Annotated in this window: 13 protein-coding genes; 1 reads left to right on the forward strand and 12 read right to left on the reverse strand. The window is 43.0% G+C overall.

Going from position 1 to position 15,868, the window contains the following annotated elements:
* Positions 1 to 297 precede the first annotated feature (297 nt).
* From AC4JOV_RS09620 to AC4JOV_RS09650, 7 genes are all read right to left on the reverse strand, one after another.
* A complete protein-coding gene (locus tag AC4JOV_RS09620; protein WP_229937795.1) occupies positions 298 to 903 on the reverse strand; it encodes a YeeE/YedE thiosulfate transporter family protein in 606 nt (201 codons plus the stop codon).
* Complete coding sequence (locus tag AC4JOV_RS09625) at positions 893 to 1,411, reverse strand: YeeE/YedE thiosulfate transporter family protein (RefSeq protein WP_229937794.1); 519 nt, start codon at positions 1,409 to 1,411, stop codon at positions 893 to 895. Before AC4JOV_RS09625 ends, AC4JOV_RS09620 begins: the two co-directional genes overlap by 11 nt.
* Before the next feature lie 383 nt (positions 1,412 to 1,794).
* Positions 1,795 to 2,637, reverse strand: coding sequence for a symmetrical bis(5'-nucleosyl)-tetraphosphatase (locus AC4JOV_RS09630; protein WP_229937793.1), 843 nt, complete (start codon positions 2,635 to 2,637; stop codon positions 1,795 to 1,797).
* Complete coding sequence (locus tag AC4JOV_RS09635) at positions 2,638 to 3,138, reverse strand: DNA-deoxyinosine glycosylase (protein WP_229937792.1); 501 nt, start codon at positions 3,136 to 3,138, stop codon at positions 2,638 to 2,640. It lies immediately after the preceding gene.
* A 27-nt stretch (positions 3,139 to 3,165) separates the two neighbouring features.
* Complete coding sequence (locus AC4JOV_RS09640) at positions 3,166 to 3,645, reverse strand: DUF4149 domain-containing protein (RefSeq protein ID WP_229937791.1); 480 nt, start codon at positions 3,643 to 3,645, stop codon at positions 3,166 to 3,168.
* A gap of 2 nt (positions 3,646 to 3,647) precedes the next feature.
* Entirely contained in the window at positions 3,648 to 4,472 is an 825-nt protein-coding gene (prmC, locus tag AC4JOV_RS09645; RefSeq protein WP_229937790.1) for a peptide chain release factor N(5)-glutamine methyltransferase, read from the reverse strand.
* A 48-nt stretch (positions 4,473 to 4,520) separates the two neighbouring features.
* Positions 4,521 to 5,816, reverse strand: a complete 1,296-nt coding sequence (locus AC4JOV_RS09650) for a M48 family metallopeptidase (RefSeq protein ID WP_229937789.1) — start codon at positions 5,814 to 5,816, stop codon at positions 4,521 to 4,523.
* Positions 5,817 to 5,913: 97 nt separating this feature from the next.
* On the opposite strand from AC4JOV_RS09650, the gene abc-f reads away from it, so the two are divergent.
* Positions 5,914 to 7,863, forward strand: a complete 1,950-nt coding sequence (gene abc-f / locus AC4JOV_RS09655; protein WP_229937788.1) for a ribosomal protection-like ABC-F family protein — start codon at positions 5,914 to 5,916, stop codon at positions 7,861 to 7,863.
* A gap of 306 nt (positions 7,864 to 8,169) precedes the next feature.
* Here the strand turns inward: abc-f and AC4JOV_RS09660 are convergent, their stop codons facing one another.
* The 5 genes from AC4JOV_RS09660 to AC4JOV_RS09680 form a co-directional block, all read right to left on the reverse strand.
* Positions 8,170 to 8,991: a DUF6232 family protein gene (locus AC4JOV_RS09660; RefSeq protein ID WP_229937787.1), complete on the reverse strand. Its 822-nt coding sequence runs from the start codon at positions 8,989 to 8,991 to the stop codon at positions 8,170 to 8,172.
* A gap of 320 nt (positions 8,992 to 9,311) precedes the next feature.
* Positions 9,312 to 10,442: a LysM peptidoglycan-binding domain-containing protein gene (locus AC4JOV_RS09665; protein ID WP_229937786.1), complete on the reverse strand. Its 1,131-nt coding sequence runs from the start codon at positions 10,440 to 10,442 to the stop codon at positions 9,312 to 9,314.
* Between the two features lie 14 nt (positions 10,443 to 10,456).
* Complete coding sequence (thrC, locus tag AC4JOV_RS09670; protein WP_229937785.1) at positions 10,457 to 11,923, reverse strand: threonine synthase; 1,467 nt, start codon at positions 11,921 to 11,923, stop codon at positions 10,457 to 10,459.
* Between the two features lie 163 nt (positions 11,924 to 12,086).
* Positions 12,087 to 14,939: an EAL domain-containing protein gene (locus tag AC4JOV_RS09675; protein ID WP_229937784.1), complete on the reverse strand. Its 2,853-nt coding sequence runs from the start codon at positions 14,937 to 14,939 to the stop codon at positions 12,087 to 12,089.
* Positions 14,940 to 14,943: 4 nt separating this feature from the next.
* A complete protein-coding gene (locus AC4JOV_RS09680; protein ID WP_229937783.1) occupies positions 14,944 to 15,852 on the reverse strand; it encodes a cytochrome-c peroxidase in 909 nt (302 codons plus the stop codon).
* Positions 15,853 to 15,868 lie beyond the last annotated feature (16 nt).

Here is a 15,868-nt window from a genome sequence, read left to right on the forward strand (position 1 = left end):
AGGAGACTTACTCCGATAATCACATAAGAATCGTTTCAGTAAATCTATAGGCAGATTTCCAATATATAGCGCACTAGGAGTTGCATTATCTCTCATATCCCTCGAAAGTATCAACCGCAACCTGTCACCTGTCCCTTCCCCGATGTTTGAAGGAAACAACGGAAATCAACCTGTACGCCATAAAAGAGACAGAGCCTACCTTTATATTTGCTGCGAAGATTCTCCTTCACAGCATAGCACCGATATCCTTCGATACAGGCGATATCGTACAAGAGTATTCACGCTCCAAGGATAAGATTATTCTTTATCTTCGTTTTTAAAATCTGCAGGGTCTCTATATTCCAATGTTGGCAACTTATATGCAATGAATAAAAGTAGAGCACTGAAAAGAAGTACGACGGCAAAAGCGTAATCTGAAAAGAAATCTATCAATTGAGGTTTTCCCAGATCAGGACCTATCAATGTTTTGATCCATGGGTAGAGATAGGTATAAGCGGCCCCACCGACCATCCCACCGATAACACCTACCAATGCATCCACCCTTCCCTCTGATACGGAGACAAAAAAAGCAGACGGGCATTTTCCCAATATAACCAAACCGATACCAAAAAGTACGGCACCTACAATGAGCCCCGTCAACATAACAGGCTTTACAGAAAAAACAGCAAAACCATTCTCCACCATCAAATAGAATCCGACACTTGAAATAGCTACCGTCGTCATAGCCATTCTAGGAACCAATGTATCTTCAAATATCATAAATCCGGCCATCTTTTCAAACTTATCAAGTCTCGAGTAGAGAATAATCGCCCCAAAAACAAACCCTATAAGCAGTACTGTCCAGACAGAACCGTGGCTGCCTTCTGCAACGATACTAAACATATTGACCATACTATCTATCATTTTTATTACCCTTCTTCTTATAAAAAAATCTTCCTGTGATCATACCTGTACCCAGGGCTACAATGGCAAAGACAATACCGCTAATGGCATGTTGGCTTCCTCCCGAAAGTATATGCCCGGCATTACAACCTCCTGCCAGCCTTGCACCGAAAATAAGCAAGAACCCTGCAACAAAACTCCACAACATACGAGACTTTACAGAAGTGTTTTTTCTCTCTTTCCAAAGTGTAGGTATAGTGCTGATATGAAATGATTTTGTAACAAAAACAGACATAAAAAGTCCACCGAAAAATACACCGATCAGCATCACCCCCTCCCAGGCACCCGACTCTTCTATCTCGGCGGTATAGCTATAGGTATCAGCATCGAGTCCAAACAGTACAGTTGAAAGATAAGCCATTCCTGTAGATGCTCCGATAGGGCGGTCTGCACCTATATGAGAAAAACTAAAAAAGAAGAGCAGACTCATTGCTATTCCTCCGATCCACCACGGTATTTGTCTTGGCATTGTAACTCCTCAATAAATAAATCGTAAAGTTAGACTTAACGTTTTTGGATTATATTTTAAAAATCTTAAGATCAAATAAAATATATTTCCATAATACAAAGAGTATATGATTGCTATAATGGGGAATATGGACTCTATTCTACAAATTTGGAAACAGAATTCATTCTAAATCCAGATACATTAAACCATTAACGTAAAGTACAACTTTATATATGGATTGATTAGGATTCTAAAAACTATCGAACAGGTGAGAGTGGCGTCATGTTTACTCTGTAAGAGATTTTATATTTTCAGAAAAATCTTCACCGCAGGATAAGGGGAAAACAGATGATCCCTCCCCATACGGAAAGATGGGAAAAAAAATAGATTAAAAATCTATGAGATTAAGATGCGGGAGAGTCAAGCTTTTGACACGCTACAGAAACGATCTGTTCTATGCGGCTATCTATCCTGGCTGCAGTAAGCTTTCCCTCCCAGACACATCCTGTATCCAGTGCCAGAACATTCTCATCCTGATACAAGCCCAGTGCCGACCAGTGCCCAAAAACGATCTTTAGGTCAACTGACTTTCTATCGATCACATGAAACCAAGGTTTCATCCCCTTCTCCTCAAGCTTCTTGTCTGTTGGAGGACCTTTTTGATCAAAATCCAGTCTGTGGTCTTTATAACAAAAGCGCATCTGTGTAAACGTACTTAAGATATAGCGCTCGATATCATCGATACTCGCACTGCGGTCAAAACGGTCATAGGTATGATGAAACATCTTCTCCAGCCATATTTTCACCTCAGACTCATCTGCCTGCAACCTCTCTTCGATCTGTTTGGCATAATGTATCGCCATACCAAGATCAAATTCGGGAGAGATCCCCGCATGTGCCATACCGTATCCCAGCTGATAGTCTATATGTAAAAATCTCTGATAGCGAAGCCAATCGATATAGGTTTCAGCATTCGGGGACTCCAGGATCGGATCGATATACCTGTTGCTCTTTCTTACCCCATAGTAGGCTGCGATCAGGGAGACATCATGATTCCCTAAAACCATCTCAACACTCTCACGTATACTGTAGAGATACTCAAGTGTGGACAGAGAGTCTTCACCCCGGTTGACAAGGTCTCCTACCAGCCAAAGTCTGTCCACTGCAGGGTCAAAGTTGATCTTATCCAGTAACCTTTGAAACGCATCATAACATCCCTGCAGGTCACCTATCGCCCAAACTGCCACCTACAATCCTTTTTCGCAACCCAGTTTTGCACGATATTCCACTGTTTTTTGCTCAAAGTCCATCGCTGCATAGGCAGGAGATGGTGAGGGGAGATAACAGGTCTCTATGGAGAGATGTGAAAAGTATCTCTTATAGAGTGCTTCTGCCTTCTTACCTGTAAAACAGATCTTTTTTATCTTCGGGTACTTTTCCAGCAACCCTGCGATATCGTTCACCTCTATATCCTCCAGGGAACTATCCAGGGAGTTCTCCCGCTGACAGGAGGCAACCATATCCCAAAGGCCTACCTTCGCCTCTTTAAGCAACCATATCTTCTGATCACGGTTATTGATGGGATAACCCGTCATTGCTTCCATGATCTTCCAGAACTGATTACGGGGATGCCCGTAGTAGAAGTTGTTTTCAAATGATTGGATACTGGGAAATGACCCCAGTATCAGTATCTCCGTATCCTTAAAAACGATCGGATTGAATGGATGGTCTAGGTTTTCACTCTTCACTGCTTGCTGCTCCCTGCTGCTTGTACTCTATTTACATGCCTTTTGCATATTACGGATCATCAAGACCAAAAGTGCCAAAGAGAAGACCTTGAAGTTGACCTCACTGCCCTTATGGGTATTGACAAAAGTCTGGCTCTGCGTTGCAGCTTCACCGGCTTGCTGCATGGTCACGATATCAGGCAGGTAGTAGTGAGCGAACATCAAGCCCGTTGCTACTACAAAGAAAGTAGCCACCTGTGTGATCCAGTCTCTTTCAAACTTTTTATACTTATACCCTTCATATAAAACCACTGCAATCACCACCACATTGACCAGGTAGGCAAGACGGACAAAGTTCTCCGTCATGATCTGTCCTTCCTGGTAATGGCTGAGTAGTTCAGCCCCTAACCATGAAGCGGTATTGAACGTCACCGGTGCTACCACTACACCTGCAAAAAGCCCTGCTCCAAGCATCGCACCAAGCAGTATCAAATATGCCATCGTTGCCACTCTAAAATATTTACTCATTTTTACCCTTTAAACTTAATCACAAATCCTCTATCAAAACCTGCAAGGTCTTGATAAAACTCAATAAATTCTATCTCAAACTCTTTAACAAACGCTTCTATCGGTGCTTTTTGATCATATCCCATCTCACATGCAAGGTACCTGATACCGCGGCAGGAGACATCCCTGATGATCTGCTTGAGAAGCTCATCCCCAACTTTGCCTCCAAAGAGTGCTTCTCCGGGTTCATAGTCCACCACATTGGACTCCAGGATAAACTCCTCGGCGATATAAGGAGGGTTGGAGACGACAAGCTCCACACTTTCGGGTACCTGATCGATCAGATTGGATTTTCGCAGTTCAATCTGCTCTTCCAATCCGAATTTCCTAATATTTTTACCGGCTACCTTCAACGGGGTGTCGCAGATATCTGTCGCGATACTATGCAGCTGAGGGAACTTTCTGGCCAATACGACAGAAATCGCACCGCTACCGACGCCTATCTCAGCAATGCGGGTGATCCCCTCTTCTTCGATGATCTTCGCTACTTTATCGATGAGTATCTCTGTCTCGGGACGAGGGATAAGTACTCCCGGCTCTACATCCAGCTCTATATCATAAAAACTGGCACTGCCGACGATATACTCATAGGGTTCATGCTTGGCACGCCGTGCTATCAATCTTTTATACCCCTCTTCATCCTCTACTGTTTCGTCAACATACATATGCAGATAGAGGCGCTCCTTCCTGAGATGATAGGCTAACAGAAGCTCTGCTTCGAACAAAGGCCGTTCACAGGACTCTGCAAGCACATCTTTAGCCCACTTCAATGCTTGGGATATCGTCAAATAAGTTCCTTTTTTCTTAGACTTTCTCATTCACAGGAAAAGCATATACTATTCTGGTTTATCACACTTTTCATCGCCGATAAAAGAGAATATCCCCTCTTTTGGCAGCTCACTCTCTTCACTCTCTTCTCCGACGACAACGCCGGTCGCATCATACCCAAGCTCTTTGAGTCTCTCCAGCACAGGCGGGTGCGTATAGTAAAAGAAGATCACCAAAGGGTGAGACTTCGGGAAAGCCTTGTTCTCTGTGATCAGTTTCAGAAGTGCGGAGACCAGGTTTTCCCTGCCGCCCATTTGGGAGCCAAACTCATCTGCAGCATACTCATTGTGACGGCTCACATAACTCATAAACGGCGTAAAGAGAAAGCTTACCAAAGGGAGCAAGAGCAGCAACATTGCGATCTGTACACCGGCATGCTGCATGACTCCCATCTCCAGGAAGAGCGCTTCAGGCAGATGTCCGAAGAGATAAAATGCGATAAAGAGCAGCAGCCCCATCAATCCGATATTTTTCCAGATATCCCCATGAGAGAAGTGTCCGAGCTCATGACCAAGCACGGCAAGAAGCTCTTTGGTATTCAGCTTTTCCAACAGTGTATCAAAGAGTACAACCCTTTTGCTCTTTCCCAATCCGCCAAAGTAGGCATTCAATCGGCTGTCGCGTTTACTCGCATCCATTTTAAAGATCCCGTCACTCTTCAACCCAACCTGCTCCATCAGTCTGGTGATCTCCTCTTTGAGTTCACCCTCTTCGATCGGTTCAAACTTATTAAATATCGGTGCGATCAGTGTGGGATAGAGTACATTGATCAAAACAGCTATCGAAAAGATCACTGCAAAGCCCCAGAACCACCACATCGAAAAGGAAGTAATAATCCATGCCAGCAGTGCGAAAAGTGCTCCTCCAAAGAGAAAGAACATCAAGGCCGATTTGATCGTATCACTGATAAAGAGTCCCGGTGTCATTTTATTAAACCCGTACGCTTCATCGATCTTGAATGTCTGATAGAGTTCAAACGGCAATCCTACGATATAATTGACTACCATAAAACCGAACAAAAAGAGCACCGCATTCAATAGTATATTTTCAACCTCTATCATCCCTGAGAGCCATGCAAAACCGGCCATCACCCACCATAGGAACAGAAAATAGTCTACAAATGTTTCTATCAAAGAAAGTCTCTCTTTTGCTACAGCATAGCTGCCTGCAGTAAAATATTTTTCTGCACTCATCAGCACCGGTGCTTTACACTTCTCCTGGCTGATATACCCTATCTGCATCACCGAGATATAAACCCTCAATAGCGTGTAGAGTGAATAGAGTCCTATAACTATCTCTAACATACCTATCCTTTATAATAATTGTCTGGAATATACCTAATCAAGGCTTAAAAACTACTCTATCTGCTATAATTCCACAACTCATATTTTAGGATTTACTATGGCACTGATCGACCTCTTTCATATCAAAAAACAGTATGATATCAAACTTCTGCTAGATGATATTGACTTCCATCTAAATGAAGGAGAGAGGGTTACCATTATCGGACAAAACGGTTGCGGAAAGTCAACACTGATGAAGATCATTACCGGAGATGAAGAGCCCACTGAAGGGAAAAGAGTCATAGACAAGTCTGTTCAGATAGAGATGCTGCAGCAGCATCCGAAGTTTGAACCCGGTCTCAGCGTCCGCCAAGCCATAGAGAGTGAACTCACAGAGCTTAAGGAAGCCAAAAGAGACTATGATGAGATCAGTGTCAAACTGGCTACGGATTTTGATAACAGCGAACTGCTGAAAGAACACGAACAGCTCAGCAACTATATCGACCACCATAATGCCTGGAACCTTGATGATAAAGTAGAGCGTGTGCTTCAGGAGTTCAAACTCAAAGAGTATGAAGATCGTCCTGCCATTACGCTCTCAGGTGGTGAACAGCGCCGTGTTGCACTTGCCGGCCTGATCCTCAAAAAGCCTGACGTACTGCTACTGGATGAACCGACCAACCACCTCGATGTCTATATGGTGGAGTTTCTCGAAGAGATGCTGCTCAAAGAGAAGTTCACCCTGCTCTTTATCTCTCACGACAGACACTTTATCGACACGATCGCTACACGTGTAGTAGAGGTGGACAACCAGAAACTTGTCTCCTATAACGGCGGGTATATGCGTTACCTGGAGCAGAAAGAAGCACGCATGAAATCGATGCAGAAAAGCCATGAAAACCTGCTTCGTCTGCTGAAACAGGAAGAGGCATGGCTGGCAAAAGGGGTAAGAGCAAGAGAAAAACGCAACCAGGGGCGCAAAAAACGTGTCTTTGAGCTACGTGAAGAGGCAAAAACAAACCCTACCCTGATCCGAAAAATGATGATCGAACTGGAGCGGGAGAAAAAACACTTTAACCGTGAAGAGAGTGTTGCACGTAAAAAGATGCTCTTTGAGATCGAACACCTCTACTACAGCGTACCGGGGAAAAAACTGATCGAGGATTTCACCACACGTATCCTGCAAAAAGACAAGATCGCTATTGTAGGCGTCAACGGTGCAGGAAAATCCACGCTCTTGAAGCTGATGCTGGGGCGGATCAAGCCTGATAGCGGGATCATCAAGCAGGGGGACTTCTCCATCGGATACTTTGACCAGCATAGAGAAATGCTCAGTGATGAGAAAACACTGATCGAGACATTTTGTCCCGACGGCGGTGACAGGGTGGAAGTACAGGGTAAAAATATGCATGTCTATGGCTATCTCAAAAGCTTCCTCTTCCCCAAAGAGTTTTTGGATAAAAAGGTCGGCGTGCTGAGCGGGGGTGAGAAAAACCGTGTGGCACTTGCCTTGCTCCTTACCAAAAAGGTGGATTGTCTGATCCTCGATGAACCTACCAATGACCTGGATATCCAGACGATCAATATTCTCGAAGAGAAACTGATCAACTTCCCCGGAGCGATCCTTTTTGTTTCGCATGACAGGTACTTTATCGACAAGATCGCCTCAAAGCTTTTTATCTTCAAAGGGAACGGGGTAGTGGAGGAATCCTACCAGAGCTATACAGAGTACCTCAGTATCGAAAAAGAGATCAAAGAGCTGGGTGATATAGAATCAGAGAGTGCAAAGGCTGCTGCGAAACAGGAAGAGGAGAAACCGAAGGTCAAAAAACAGACAAAGCTCAGCTACAAACAACAACAAGACTTCGACAAGCTCCCTGCTGAGATCGAAGCATTGGAAGAGAAGATAGATCAGCTGAACCACTGCCTGCAGGACCCTGAGTGCTACCAGGAGAGAGGTCTCACTGCCATCTCTGAAGAACTTTCCAAAGTGGAAGAAGAGTACGAAGAGAAGAGTGAACGATACCTGGAGGTACTCGAGATCTACGAGGAGCTGCAGGAGCAGTAGACTTCGGAGTGATGAGATAAGGAATCTTTCGTGTAGGGTGCGTAATCACGCACCAAACTAGAAGGTTAAATACATGGAGGAGTGTGTCCCTCCCCTACTAGTTCCCAAATTTTTTTTCTTCCCACGTTATACGTAGTAATCCATGTCTCTAGACATGATCTCAACCAAATGTTTATTGTGAATAAAACTGCTGTATCTATTCCCACGAAAATCGTGGGAACCAAGGAAATCACTGATAATTTAGTAGTTGATATACACTCTGTAGCAGGAGATACGGAGCGAGGAAGATTTGTCACATAGCCAAAATTACACAAACATCATAACTGTTCTACCAATTGCTCCACCAAACTCACTTAAAGAAGTAATTGTACTATAACCATCTGCAATACTTTTAATTTTTTCATAACTTTGTTTTATTTTGCTCGGGTCAGGTCTATCCGAATTAATTTCATTAACAATATTGGATAATTCATTTTTAGTAACTTGTGATTCATTTATAGTGCTCAATTCATCTTGTAACTTTTCAATACTTCTTTTAAAATCACCCAAAATATAATCTTTTTGTTCTTCACTCAATCCTGTATGTTGTTCTACGTTAAACTCATAGTAAGAGTTTTGAGTTAGATTTCTTACGCTATTATCAATAAAATGTTTATCTCCAATATGTATCGTGTATCTTATATCATTAGGATGTGCTAAAGCTCGGGACAGGACCTCTTTAACTTTTTCAATAAAATCTTTATCATCACTAAAGAATAACTCATTTGAGCCAGAATTAGTTTCAATTGCCAGTCCATAAAATTGATGATCTTCTTCTTTTACTAAAGATCTGAGCCATGCACCCAAAATAATCATAATAGCAGATGCAACCGTTCCACCATATTGTCCACGAGTACAATTACCAAAAAACGCAAATAGTCCTAATATTAGGATTCCTATTCCCAACAGCCCTAACAAAGCTTTAAAAAATCCAGTGGTCATTTCTGTAACACTTTTTTCTACCAATTTTATATGTGATATGTTTCTTAATGGATAAGTAGTATTTCTGTAGTCTAAAACACCATCTTTAATATTAAGTGGAAACTGTTTTGATTGCTCAACCTCATTTTTAAAATCTTCATAATCCACCTTTTTGCCCCTTTTTACTTAGATTAAAATATTGTACAAGACTAATGCTTTCCAACTGCTGTTAACTACTTTTACTGGTTCTCAAGTTGTGAGCCTGTGAAAAAACTACTGCTTTTACACTGTCACACTTTATGAACCGGCAATCATCTTAAGAGACGTTTGACGGTGGCGGTACGAACGGATTTTTCGTAGGGTGGGAATATCCCACCACTATGGTGGATTTCATCCACCCTACAGTAAGCTAAGAAAGTGTAAACTATGTCCCTTTACACCTGTAAAGGATGTCCCTTGACTATACAAGATATGGAACGAGAGGAAAATCAATCCCAGTAGATATTGACGCTTCTTCTACCCCAGCGGAGTGCTTTTTTACGGTCCAATCCCATATAGATATCGATACGTTTTCGATACCGTTTGTTCATCTTGTCACGTACATAGTAGATACCGGGAAGTCCTGAGATACGCACTTTTGTACCATTACGCATGCCATAAGCGGAGAGCAGGTCTCTTGAGACCGCAATGATTTTCATCCCCGGTATCAAGCGGTTGTTCCAGGCAGCCAAAAATGGGGTACTGTCTGTCTGTGCCGTATGCGAGGTATAGGCTGTAGCGGTAACTCTGAGGCTTCTTCTACCGTATCTGCTGTATTTTTTCTGTGCTTCGAGCTCAGCCAGCCTGTGAGGCAATGGAAGATCCAGTATCTTGCCGATCCTGATGATTGAATTCTTCTTTAAGCGGTTAAAGCTTATCAAATCTTCAGGCTCAAGATCAAATTTTTTGGCAATGGATATTAAGTTGTCACCCCTTTGTACTTTATAGCGGGCTGAAGCAATCGCATCGACCATTTCCTGCGGGTAAGGGAGGGCAAGCTTCTGTCCTATACGTAAGTATGCCCCCTTCTTCAGCTTATTGAACTTTCTAAGCTCTGAGGTCTTCATCTTGAACTTTTTAGCGATACGGCTTAAGGCATCACCGGATACAACCCTATAGATACCAACCTCTTTCTCTTCACTCTTTTGAAGTTTCAGGGTATACTTTTCGAGCTCTTCGATATAGGTTTCAAGCTCTTCTTTGGACTTGAGTGCGCTTTTTCTGGCTGCCGGTTGATCTGCTCTACCCACACTTACTGTACCGACTATATCCAGTGGCTGCTCAAGCGTACTGCTCGTACTTCCTTTAAAACGCAAAGAGTCATTGGAGATTTTATAAGGTGTTTCATCTTCCTCCAAGGAGACCACTTTTAGCACTCCCTCTTTTTTAGGAAGAGGCAGGGATTTTGTACTGATGAGCTTTTTACGGTCTTTCTCATACTCCACCTCTTTTGTATAGAGGTATTTGGTACTGTAAGGGTCACACGTTTTAAACCCCTCTGTCACTACTCTACACTCTATCACACCCGTTGCCGAAGCTGTGACACCTATGATAAGTTGGGAGTACAGGAACTTTCTCATAGTGGTTGGCCAAACTACAAGAAGCTCAGCATCTCTCCCTTGATATTCTCTTTATCGACAACTACCGTATGTCTGACAGGCTTATCAAAAAGTGCTCTGATCATATCCGGGACACTTACATTTGCAGCGTCACTCACTGTCTTAAGTGCCGCGATATCTCCCTCGACCTCTTTTCCAAGCGCTTTAGAGACAGCCGGTGAGAACTTTGTCCACTCAGCAGTTGAGTAGACTACCGTTTTCAACGGCTTCTCTCTGAGTCTCTCGTAAGCTTTCATACAGGTAGCCGTATGCGGGTCCATAATGTAGCCTTTTTTCGCATACGCACCCACGACACTTTCACACTCATCATCATCAGAGAATGAAGCGGCAAAATCCTCCTGGATTGCTGCGATCTCATCATCTGTCAGCTGGTATTTACCCTCATTTGCCAGGGAATCCATCAGCTCCTTCGTACGTGCGGGACCGAACTTGTCATACATGATACGCTCTACGTTGGAACTTTTCAGAATATCCATTGCCGGAGACTCCGTCTGAACCAACGTTCTTGAAGTGAGATCATATTCACCTTTGTTGATCCAGTCTGTCAGGATGTTGTTGATATTAGACGAGATCAATATCTTCTCGATAGGAAGCCCCGCTTTCTTTGCATAGTAAGCACCGAGTGCATTCCCGAAGTTACCGCTTGGAACCACAAGGTAGATCTTCTCACCCATAGTGATCGCATTTTTTCTCACCAACTCAAGATAAGAGTGGATATGGTAAATGATCTGGAAGATGATACGCCCAAAGTTCACGGAGTTTGCCGCAGAAAGCTTGATATTGTGTGCTTTCAGCTCTGCCTTAAAATCTTCAGATGCAAGCAGTTCTTTGAGGGTATTCTGGGTATCATCGAAGTTTCCTTTGACACCGATCACCTTGAGATTTTCACCATCTTCGGTAACCATCTGCAGTCTCTGTACATCTGAAGTTCCGCCGTCAGGATAGAGACAGGCAACTTTGACATTTTTTTGGTTTTTAAAGGTTTCCAGGGTTGCCGGTCCGGTATCTCCGCTTGTTGCAGCCATGATAAGATAGTTTTCGTTTTTCTGCTGTGCCAGCTTGGAAAGGACATATCCAAAAGGCTGCAAAGCCATATCTTTGAATGCACGTGTAGGACCGTGATAAAGTTCAGAGACAAAACAGTCCTCTTCAATCTGTGTCAGCGGTACAGGATTGGAAGGGTCATCAAACGCATCATATCTCTTCAGTGCCTCTTCAAGCACCTCTTTTTCAATATCAATACCGAACTTCTCTAAAAAATCGATCGCCAAAGTTTTGTAATGGCTCTCCAGGTGAGACTCCAGATATGCCTGATCAAGACTTGGAAGTGACTTTGGTACATAAAGCCCCCCAAAACTTGCACTTGGGCTTAAGATCGCTTCAGAAAAAGTAACCGAAGCAGGCTTCTGTCCATCATTACCACGTGTTTCGATAAATTGCATCAAATATTTCCTATATTTATGAGTTGCGGTATTATAACTAATCTTTGCTAAGGAAGGTTCCAACACCGGTAGATCACCTCTTCATTTCCAAAACTTTACCGGTTTATCTCGCTGAATCATAGGTATGCGGGCCGGGATGCAGCAAAGCATTAAGAGCGACAGATCACTTCTTTTTACTCTTTTGAACTTCTAAAAACTCTAAAAAAGCGTATTGATCAAGCGGTCTGGAGAAGTAGTACCCCTGTCCGATATCACATCTGCTTTCACACAGGAGCGCCTCTTGTTCTTCCGTCTCTATCCCTTCTGCGATCACCTTATATCCCAAACTCCTGGAGAGCGCGATCATCGCCTTCACTACTTTTTGATCATGTATATTCGTTGGGAGCTCATTGATAAATGCTTTATCGATCTTCACCGTATCAATAGGCAGATCTTTAAGATAACTCATCGATGAATACCCTGTCCCAAAGTCATCGATTGCAATTTCACATCCCATTTTTCTAAACTCATTTAACAGTTTGAGATTACTGCTTGAGAACTCAAAAAATATCCGCTCTGTCAGTTCCACCTCGATCTTCTCTCCCCGGATACCTGTTTTTTCCATAATCTCCCGGATCTTCTCCAAAAAGTCGTGTTGCCCCAACTGTACACTGGATAAATTGAGTGAAACTCTCTGTAGAGAAACCCCCTGCCTAGTCCACTCCATAAATGTTCTACAGGCCTCTTCGAATATATAGTACCCTATCTCAATGATCATTCCCGTATCTTCAGCAATCGGGATAAACTCGGCAGGAGGGACATTACCAAGCAGCCTGTTGTTCCAACGTACCAATACCTCTGCACCAATGACCTCATGCGTATCAAGAGTATACTGAGGCTGATACCTTAGTGAAATTTCCTTATTTTCCAACGCCACTTTTAATAACTGTTCGATATTCAAGCGGCTGTGTACATCCAAACTTAACTGTTCTTCATAATAAGCATAGGTATTTTTACCCTGTTCTTTGGCACTATACATCGCACTATCGGCATAACGTATCAAGGTATTGGGATCATCACTGTGATCAGGGTACAATGAGATCCCCAGGCTCCCTGATACACTGAGCTGATGCTGGTTCACGATCATCAATTGACTGATATGGTTCAAGATCTCTTCGGCATATTTACTCACTGTATCTTGTGAAATGACACCATCCAGAACAATAACGAATTCATCCCCTCCCAACCTTGCCAGGAAGAACGTATCGCCGATCACTTCAAGAATACGTTGGGATACCTCCTTGAGCAGTTCATCTCCCACACTGTGTCCAAGCGTATCATTGATCACTTTGAAACGATCGAGGTCCAGGAACATCACAGCTACTTTATTTCGCAGGTTTTTATCTTCAAAGAGCTTTTGCATATACCGTTCAAAATGCGCACGGTTAGGCAAAAGTGTCAAGCTGTCATGATAGGCCAGGAAGTCTGCCTTCTCCTGTGTCCGTATCACTTCACTGAGATCCGTATAGATCGCAATATAATTAATGATCTTCTGATCGTTCCCGTATACCGTGGTCAAACTCAGCCAGATAGGGATCACCTCTCCGTTACTTCGGCTGATATAGACTTTTCCGGACCACTCACCATCTTCTGCTATCGTATGCCATATACGCTGATAAAAGGTGGCATCATGTTTCTCCGAAGCAAAAAACTCCAAAGGCTTCTTATAGAGTCTCTTCTCATCAAAGTCCGTCATCTCCAGGAATGCCTGATTGAGAGAGTCAATACGTTTTTCCTCGTCAAGTATCAAAATTCCTTCCTGGGTGTTCTCAAATACCGTAGCAGACTGTTTGAGCCGGTTTTGATACTCTATATACTCTGTAATATCAAGTTTTATCGCAAGGTACTGTACAATCTTCCCGTTGACAACGATAGGAGAGATCGATGCCTTTTCATAGAGTAGAGAACCGTCTTTTCTTCTATTGATAAGTTCCCCTTGCCACTTTTCACCTTTTTCCAGTGTAGCGTTCATCTCAGCATAGAACGCTTTATCCATCATATCGGATTTGAGTATATTGGGCTGGGATCCGATCACCTCATCCTTTTTATACCCCGTATGCACTTCAAAAGCCTCATTGACATAGGTGATATTTCGATTCGTATCTGTGATCAGAACAATATTATCACTGTTCTCTATCGCATAACGGAATGCCAGGAGTTCGCGCGTTGCACGAATGACTTTACGGTAATTCACCATCAATAAAAGTAACACGAAAAACGCCATACCGAAAAAGAGAAGTGCAACCGTTTTTTGTTTTTGGATGTCCTCCGCATGTCCATGCTCAAGCTTAGACAATACCTCTCTCAGTCTATCGCTAAAACCGATGTGATGATTTTCAGCCATATACCCCTGCATCACGTCAAAATCTTTTAAAAACCGGCTTACCTGCGTGAGGAAATAGTCACACTTGCATCCTTCTGTCACTAAGGAGCGAAGCATCATCAAATTGTTCTGGAGTATCTCTCTGTCGATCTGAATCCCCATGATCAACTGGGTCACTTGAAAAAATATCTCATCGGCTGTTTTTTTCTTTAAACCGTTCAGCTCTGTACTTTTGATAGATCTGCGCAGATCATACATATAGTGTACCGCATTGGTCATACGTGAATTAAGGGATTTGAAATCTTCGGTCAAATGACGCTTTTTTTCAAAGAACGACCTTAACTTCGAGAGCTCATCAGCATGCCTCTCGTATATCCGTTGAGATACAAATCCGTCAAACAACTCTTCCAGTCTCCCTGTGACGCCAGTGATCGCATCATAATCCAGGTATTGATATTTTTGTAAAAAAACGTTGTCGAGCTGTTGATCCAGCAAGATGATCTCTTCGAGATCAGCCCGATACTGATGATGCATTCGAAGATCTCTGTCTATCTTTTGCAGATAGATGAAAAGCGCAGAGAGGATAATGACAAAAACGATAAAGAGGACAATAAACCCGTTCCCATTTTTAAAACGCAAAGATTTTTTTCTCATCTTCCTACCTCAGTATCTCTGGTCTCTCTCCGGTCAATGATTCCAAAAATGCAACGATCGCATCTATCTCTTCTGCTTCCATATAGCGTCCCAACTGATACTGAGTCATAATGAGCACTGCCTGTTTCAGGTTTTGGGCGCGGCCGTCGTGCATATACGGTGCTGTAAGTGCGATATTTCTTAGAGAAGGGACTTTAAAGACAAACTTATCCTCTTCTCTTTTTGTCAGATGATACCTTCCAAGGTGTGCAGAGTGACTCGCTTTATAGATTCCGAACTTATTATAGAGATTTCCCCCGATATTCACACCGTTATGACACAGTATGCACCCTTTTGATTTAAAAAGCCGGTATCCCTTTTTTGCCTCTTTTGAGATTGCGTTTTCATCTCCTTGTAAGTAGCGGTCAAACGGAGCATTCGGGGTGATCAGTGCCTTCTCGAACTCTGCAATGGCATTGAGCATATTTTCAGTAGTCAGACCGTCAGGATAAAGTGTTGAGAATGTTTCCTGATAGTTTTTATCTTTTTTGAGCTTTTGCACTGCGCCATCAAGCGTATGCCCCATCTCTAGAGGATTTTCTATCGGACCAGCCGCCTGCTCCTCAAGGTCTTTTGCTCTTCCGTCCCAGAACTGCCTGAAGTTAAAAAAAGCATTCAGTACTGTCGGGCTGTTGATATTGCCCTCTCTCCCTTCTACTCCAAAAGAAAACTGCATCCCGTCGTCACCCCCGCTATCAAGGTGATGACAAGTGACACAGGCGACCGTCCCGTCTTTTGAAAGTACCGGATCATGGAAAAGTTTTTTACCAAGTTCTGCTTTTGACCGGTTGTAGGCAATGCTTTGAGGTAAAGGTTTGATAGGTTCACCGGAGGCCAAAGAAAAACTCATTGCCAACAATGATGTAATAAACATGAATAAGTTTCCTTCC

It is taken from the genome of Sulfurovum sp. MH2-6 (assembly GCF_058374785.1).

Bases quoted from the DNA above. Each gene is read 5' to 3' on its own strand.
- AC4JOV_RS09620 (WP_229937795.1), bottom strand. From the start codon at position 903: ATGATAGATAGTATGGTCAATATGTTTAGTATCGTTGCAGAAGGCAGC.
- abc-f (WP_229937788.1), top strand. From the start codon at position 5,914: ATGGCACTGATCGACCTCTTTCATATCAAAAAACAGTATGATATCAAA.
- AC4JOV_RS09665 (WP_229937786.1), bottom strand. From the start codon at position 10,442: ATGAGAAAGTTCCTGTACTCCCAACTTATCATAGGTGTCACAGCTTCG.
- AC4JOV_RS09625 (WP_229937794.1), bottom strand. From the start codon at position 1,411: ATGCCAAGACAAATACCGTGGTGGATCGGAGGAATAGCAATGAGTCTG.
- AC4JOV_RS09675 (WP_229937784.1), bottom strand. From the start codon at position 14,939: ATGAGAAAAAAATCTTTGCGTTTTAAAAATGGGAACGGGTTTATTGTC.
- AC4JOV_RS09650 (WP_229937789.1), bottom strand. From the start codon at position 5,816: ATGTTAGAGATAGTTATAGGACTCTATTCACTCTACACGCTATTGAGG.
- AC4JOV_RS09640 (WP_229937791.1), bottom strand. From the start codon at position 3,645: ATGAGTAAATATTTTAGAGTGGCAACGATGGCATATTTGATACTGCTT.
- AC4JOV_RS09680 (WP_229937783.1), bottom strand. From the start codon at position 15,852: ATGTTTATTACATCATTGTTGGCAATGAGTTTTTCTTTGGCCTCCGGT.
- thrC (WP_229937785.1), bottom strand. From the start codon at position 11,923: ATGCAATTTATCGAAACACGTGGTAATGATGGACAGAAGCCTGCTTCG.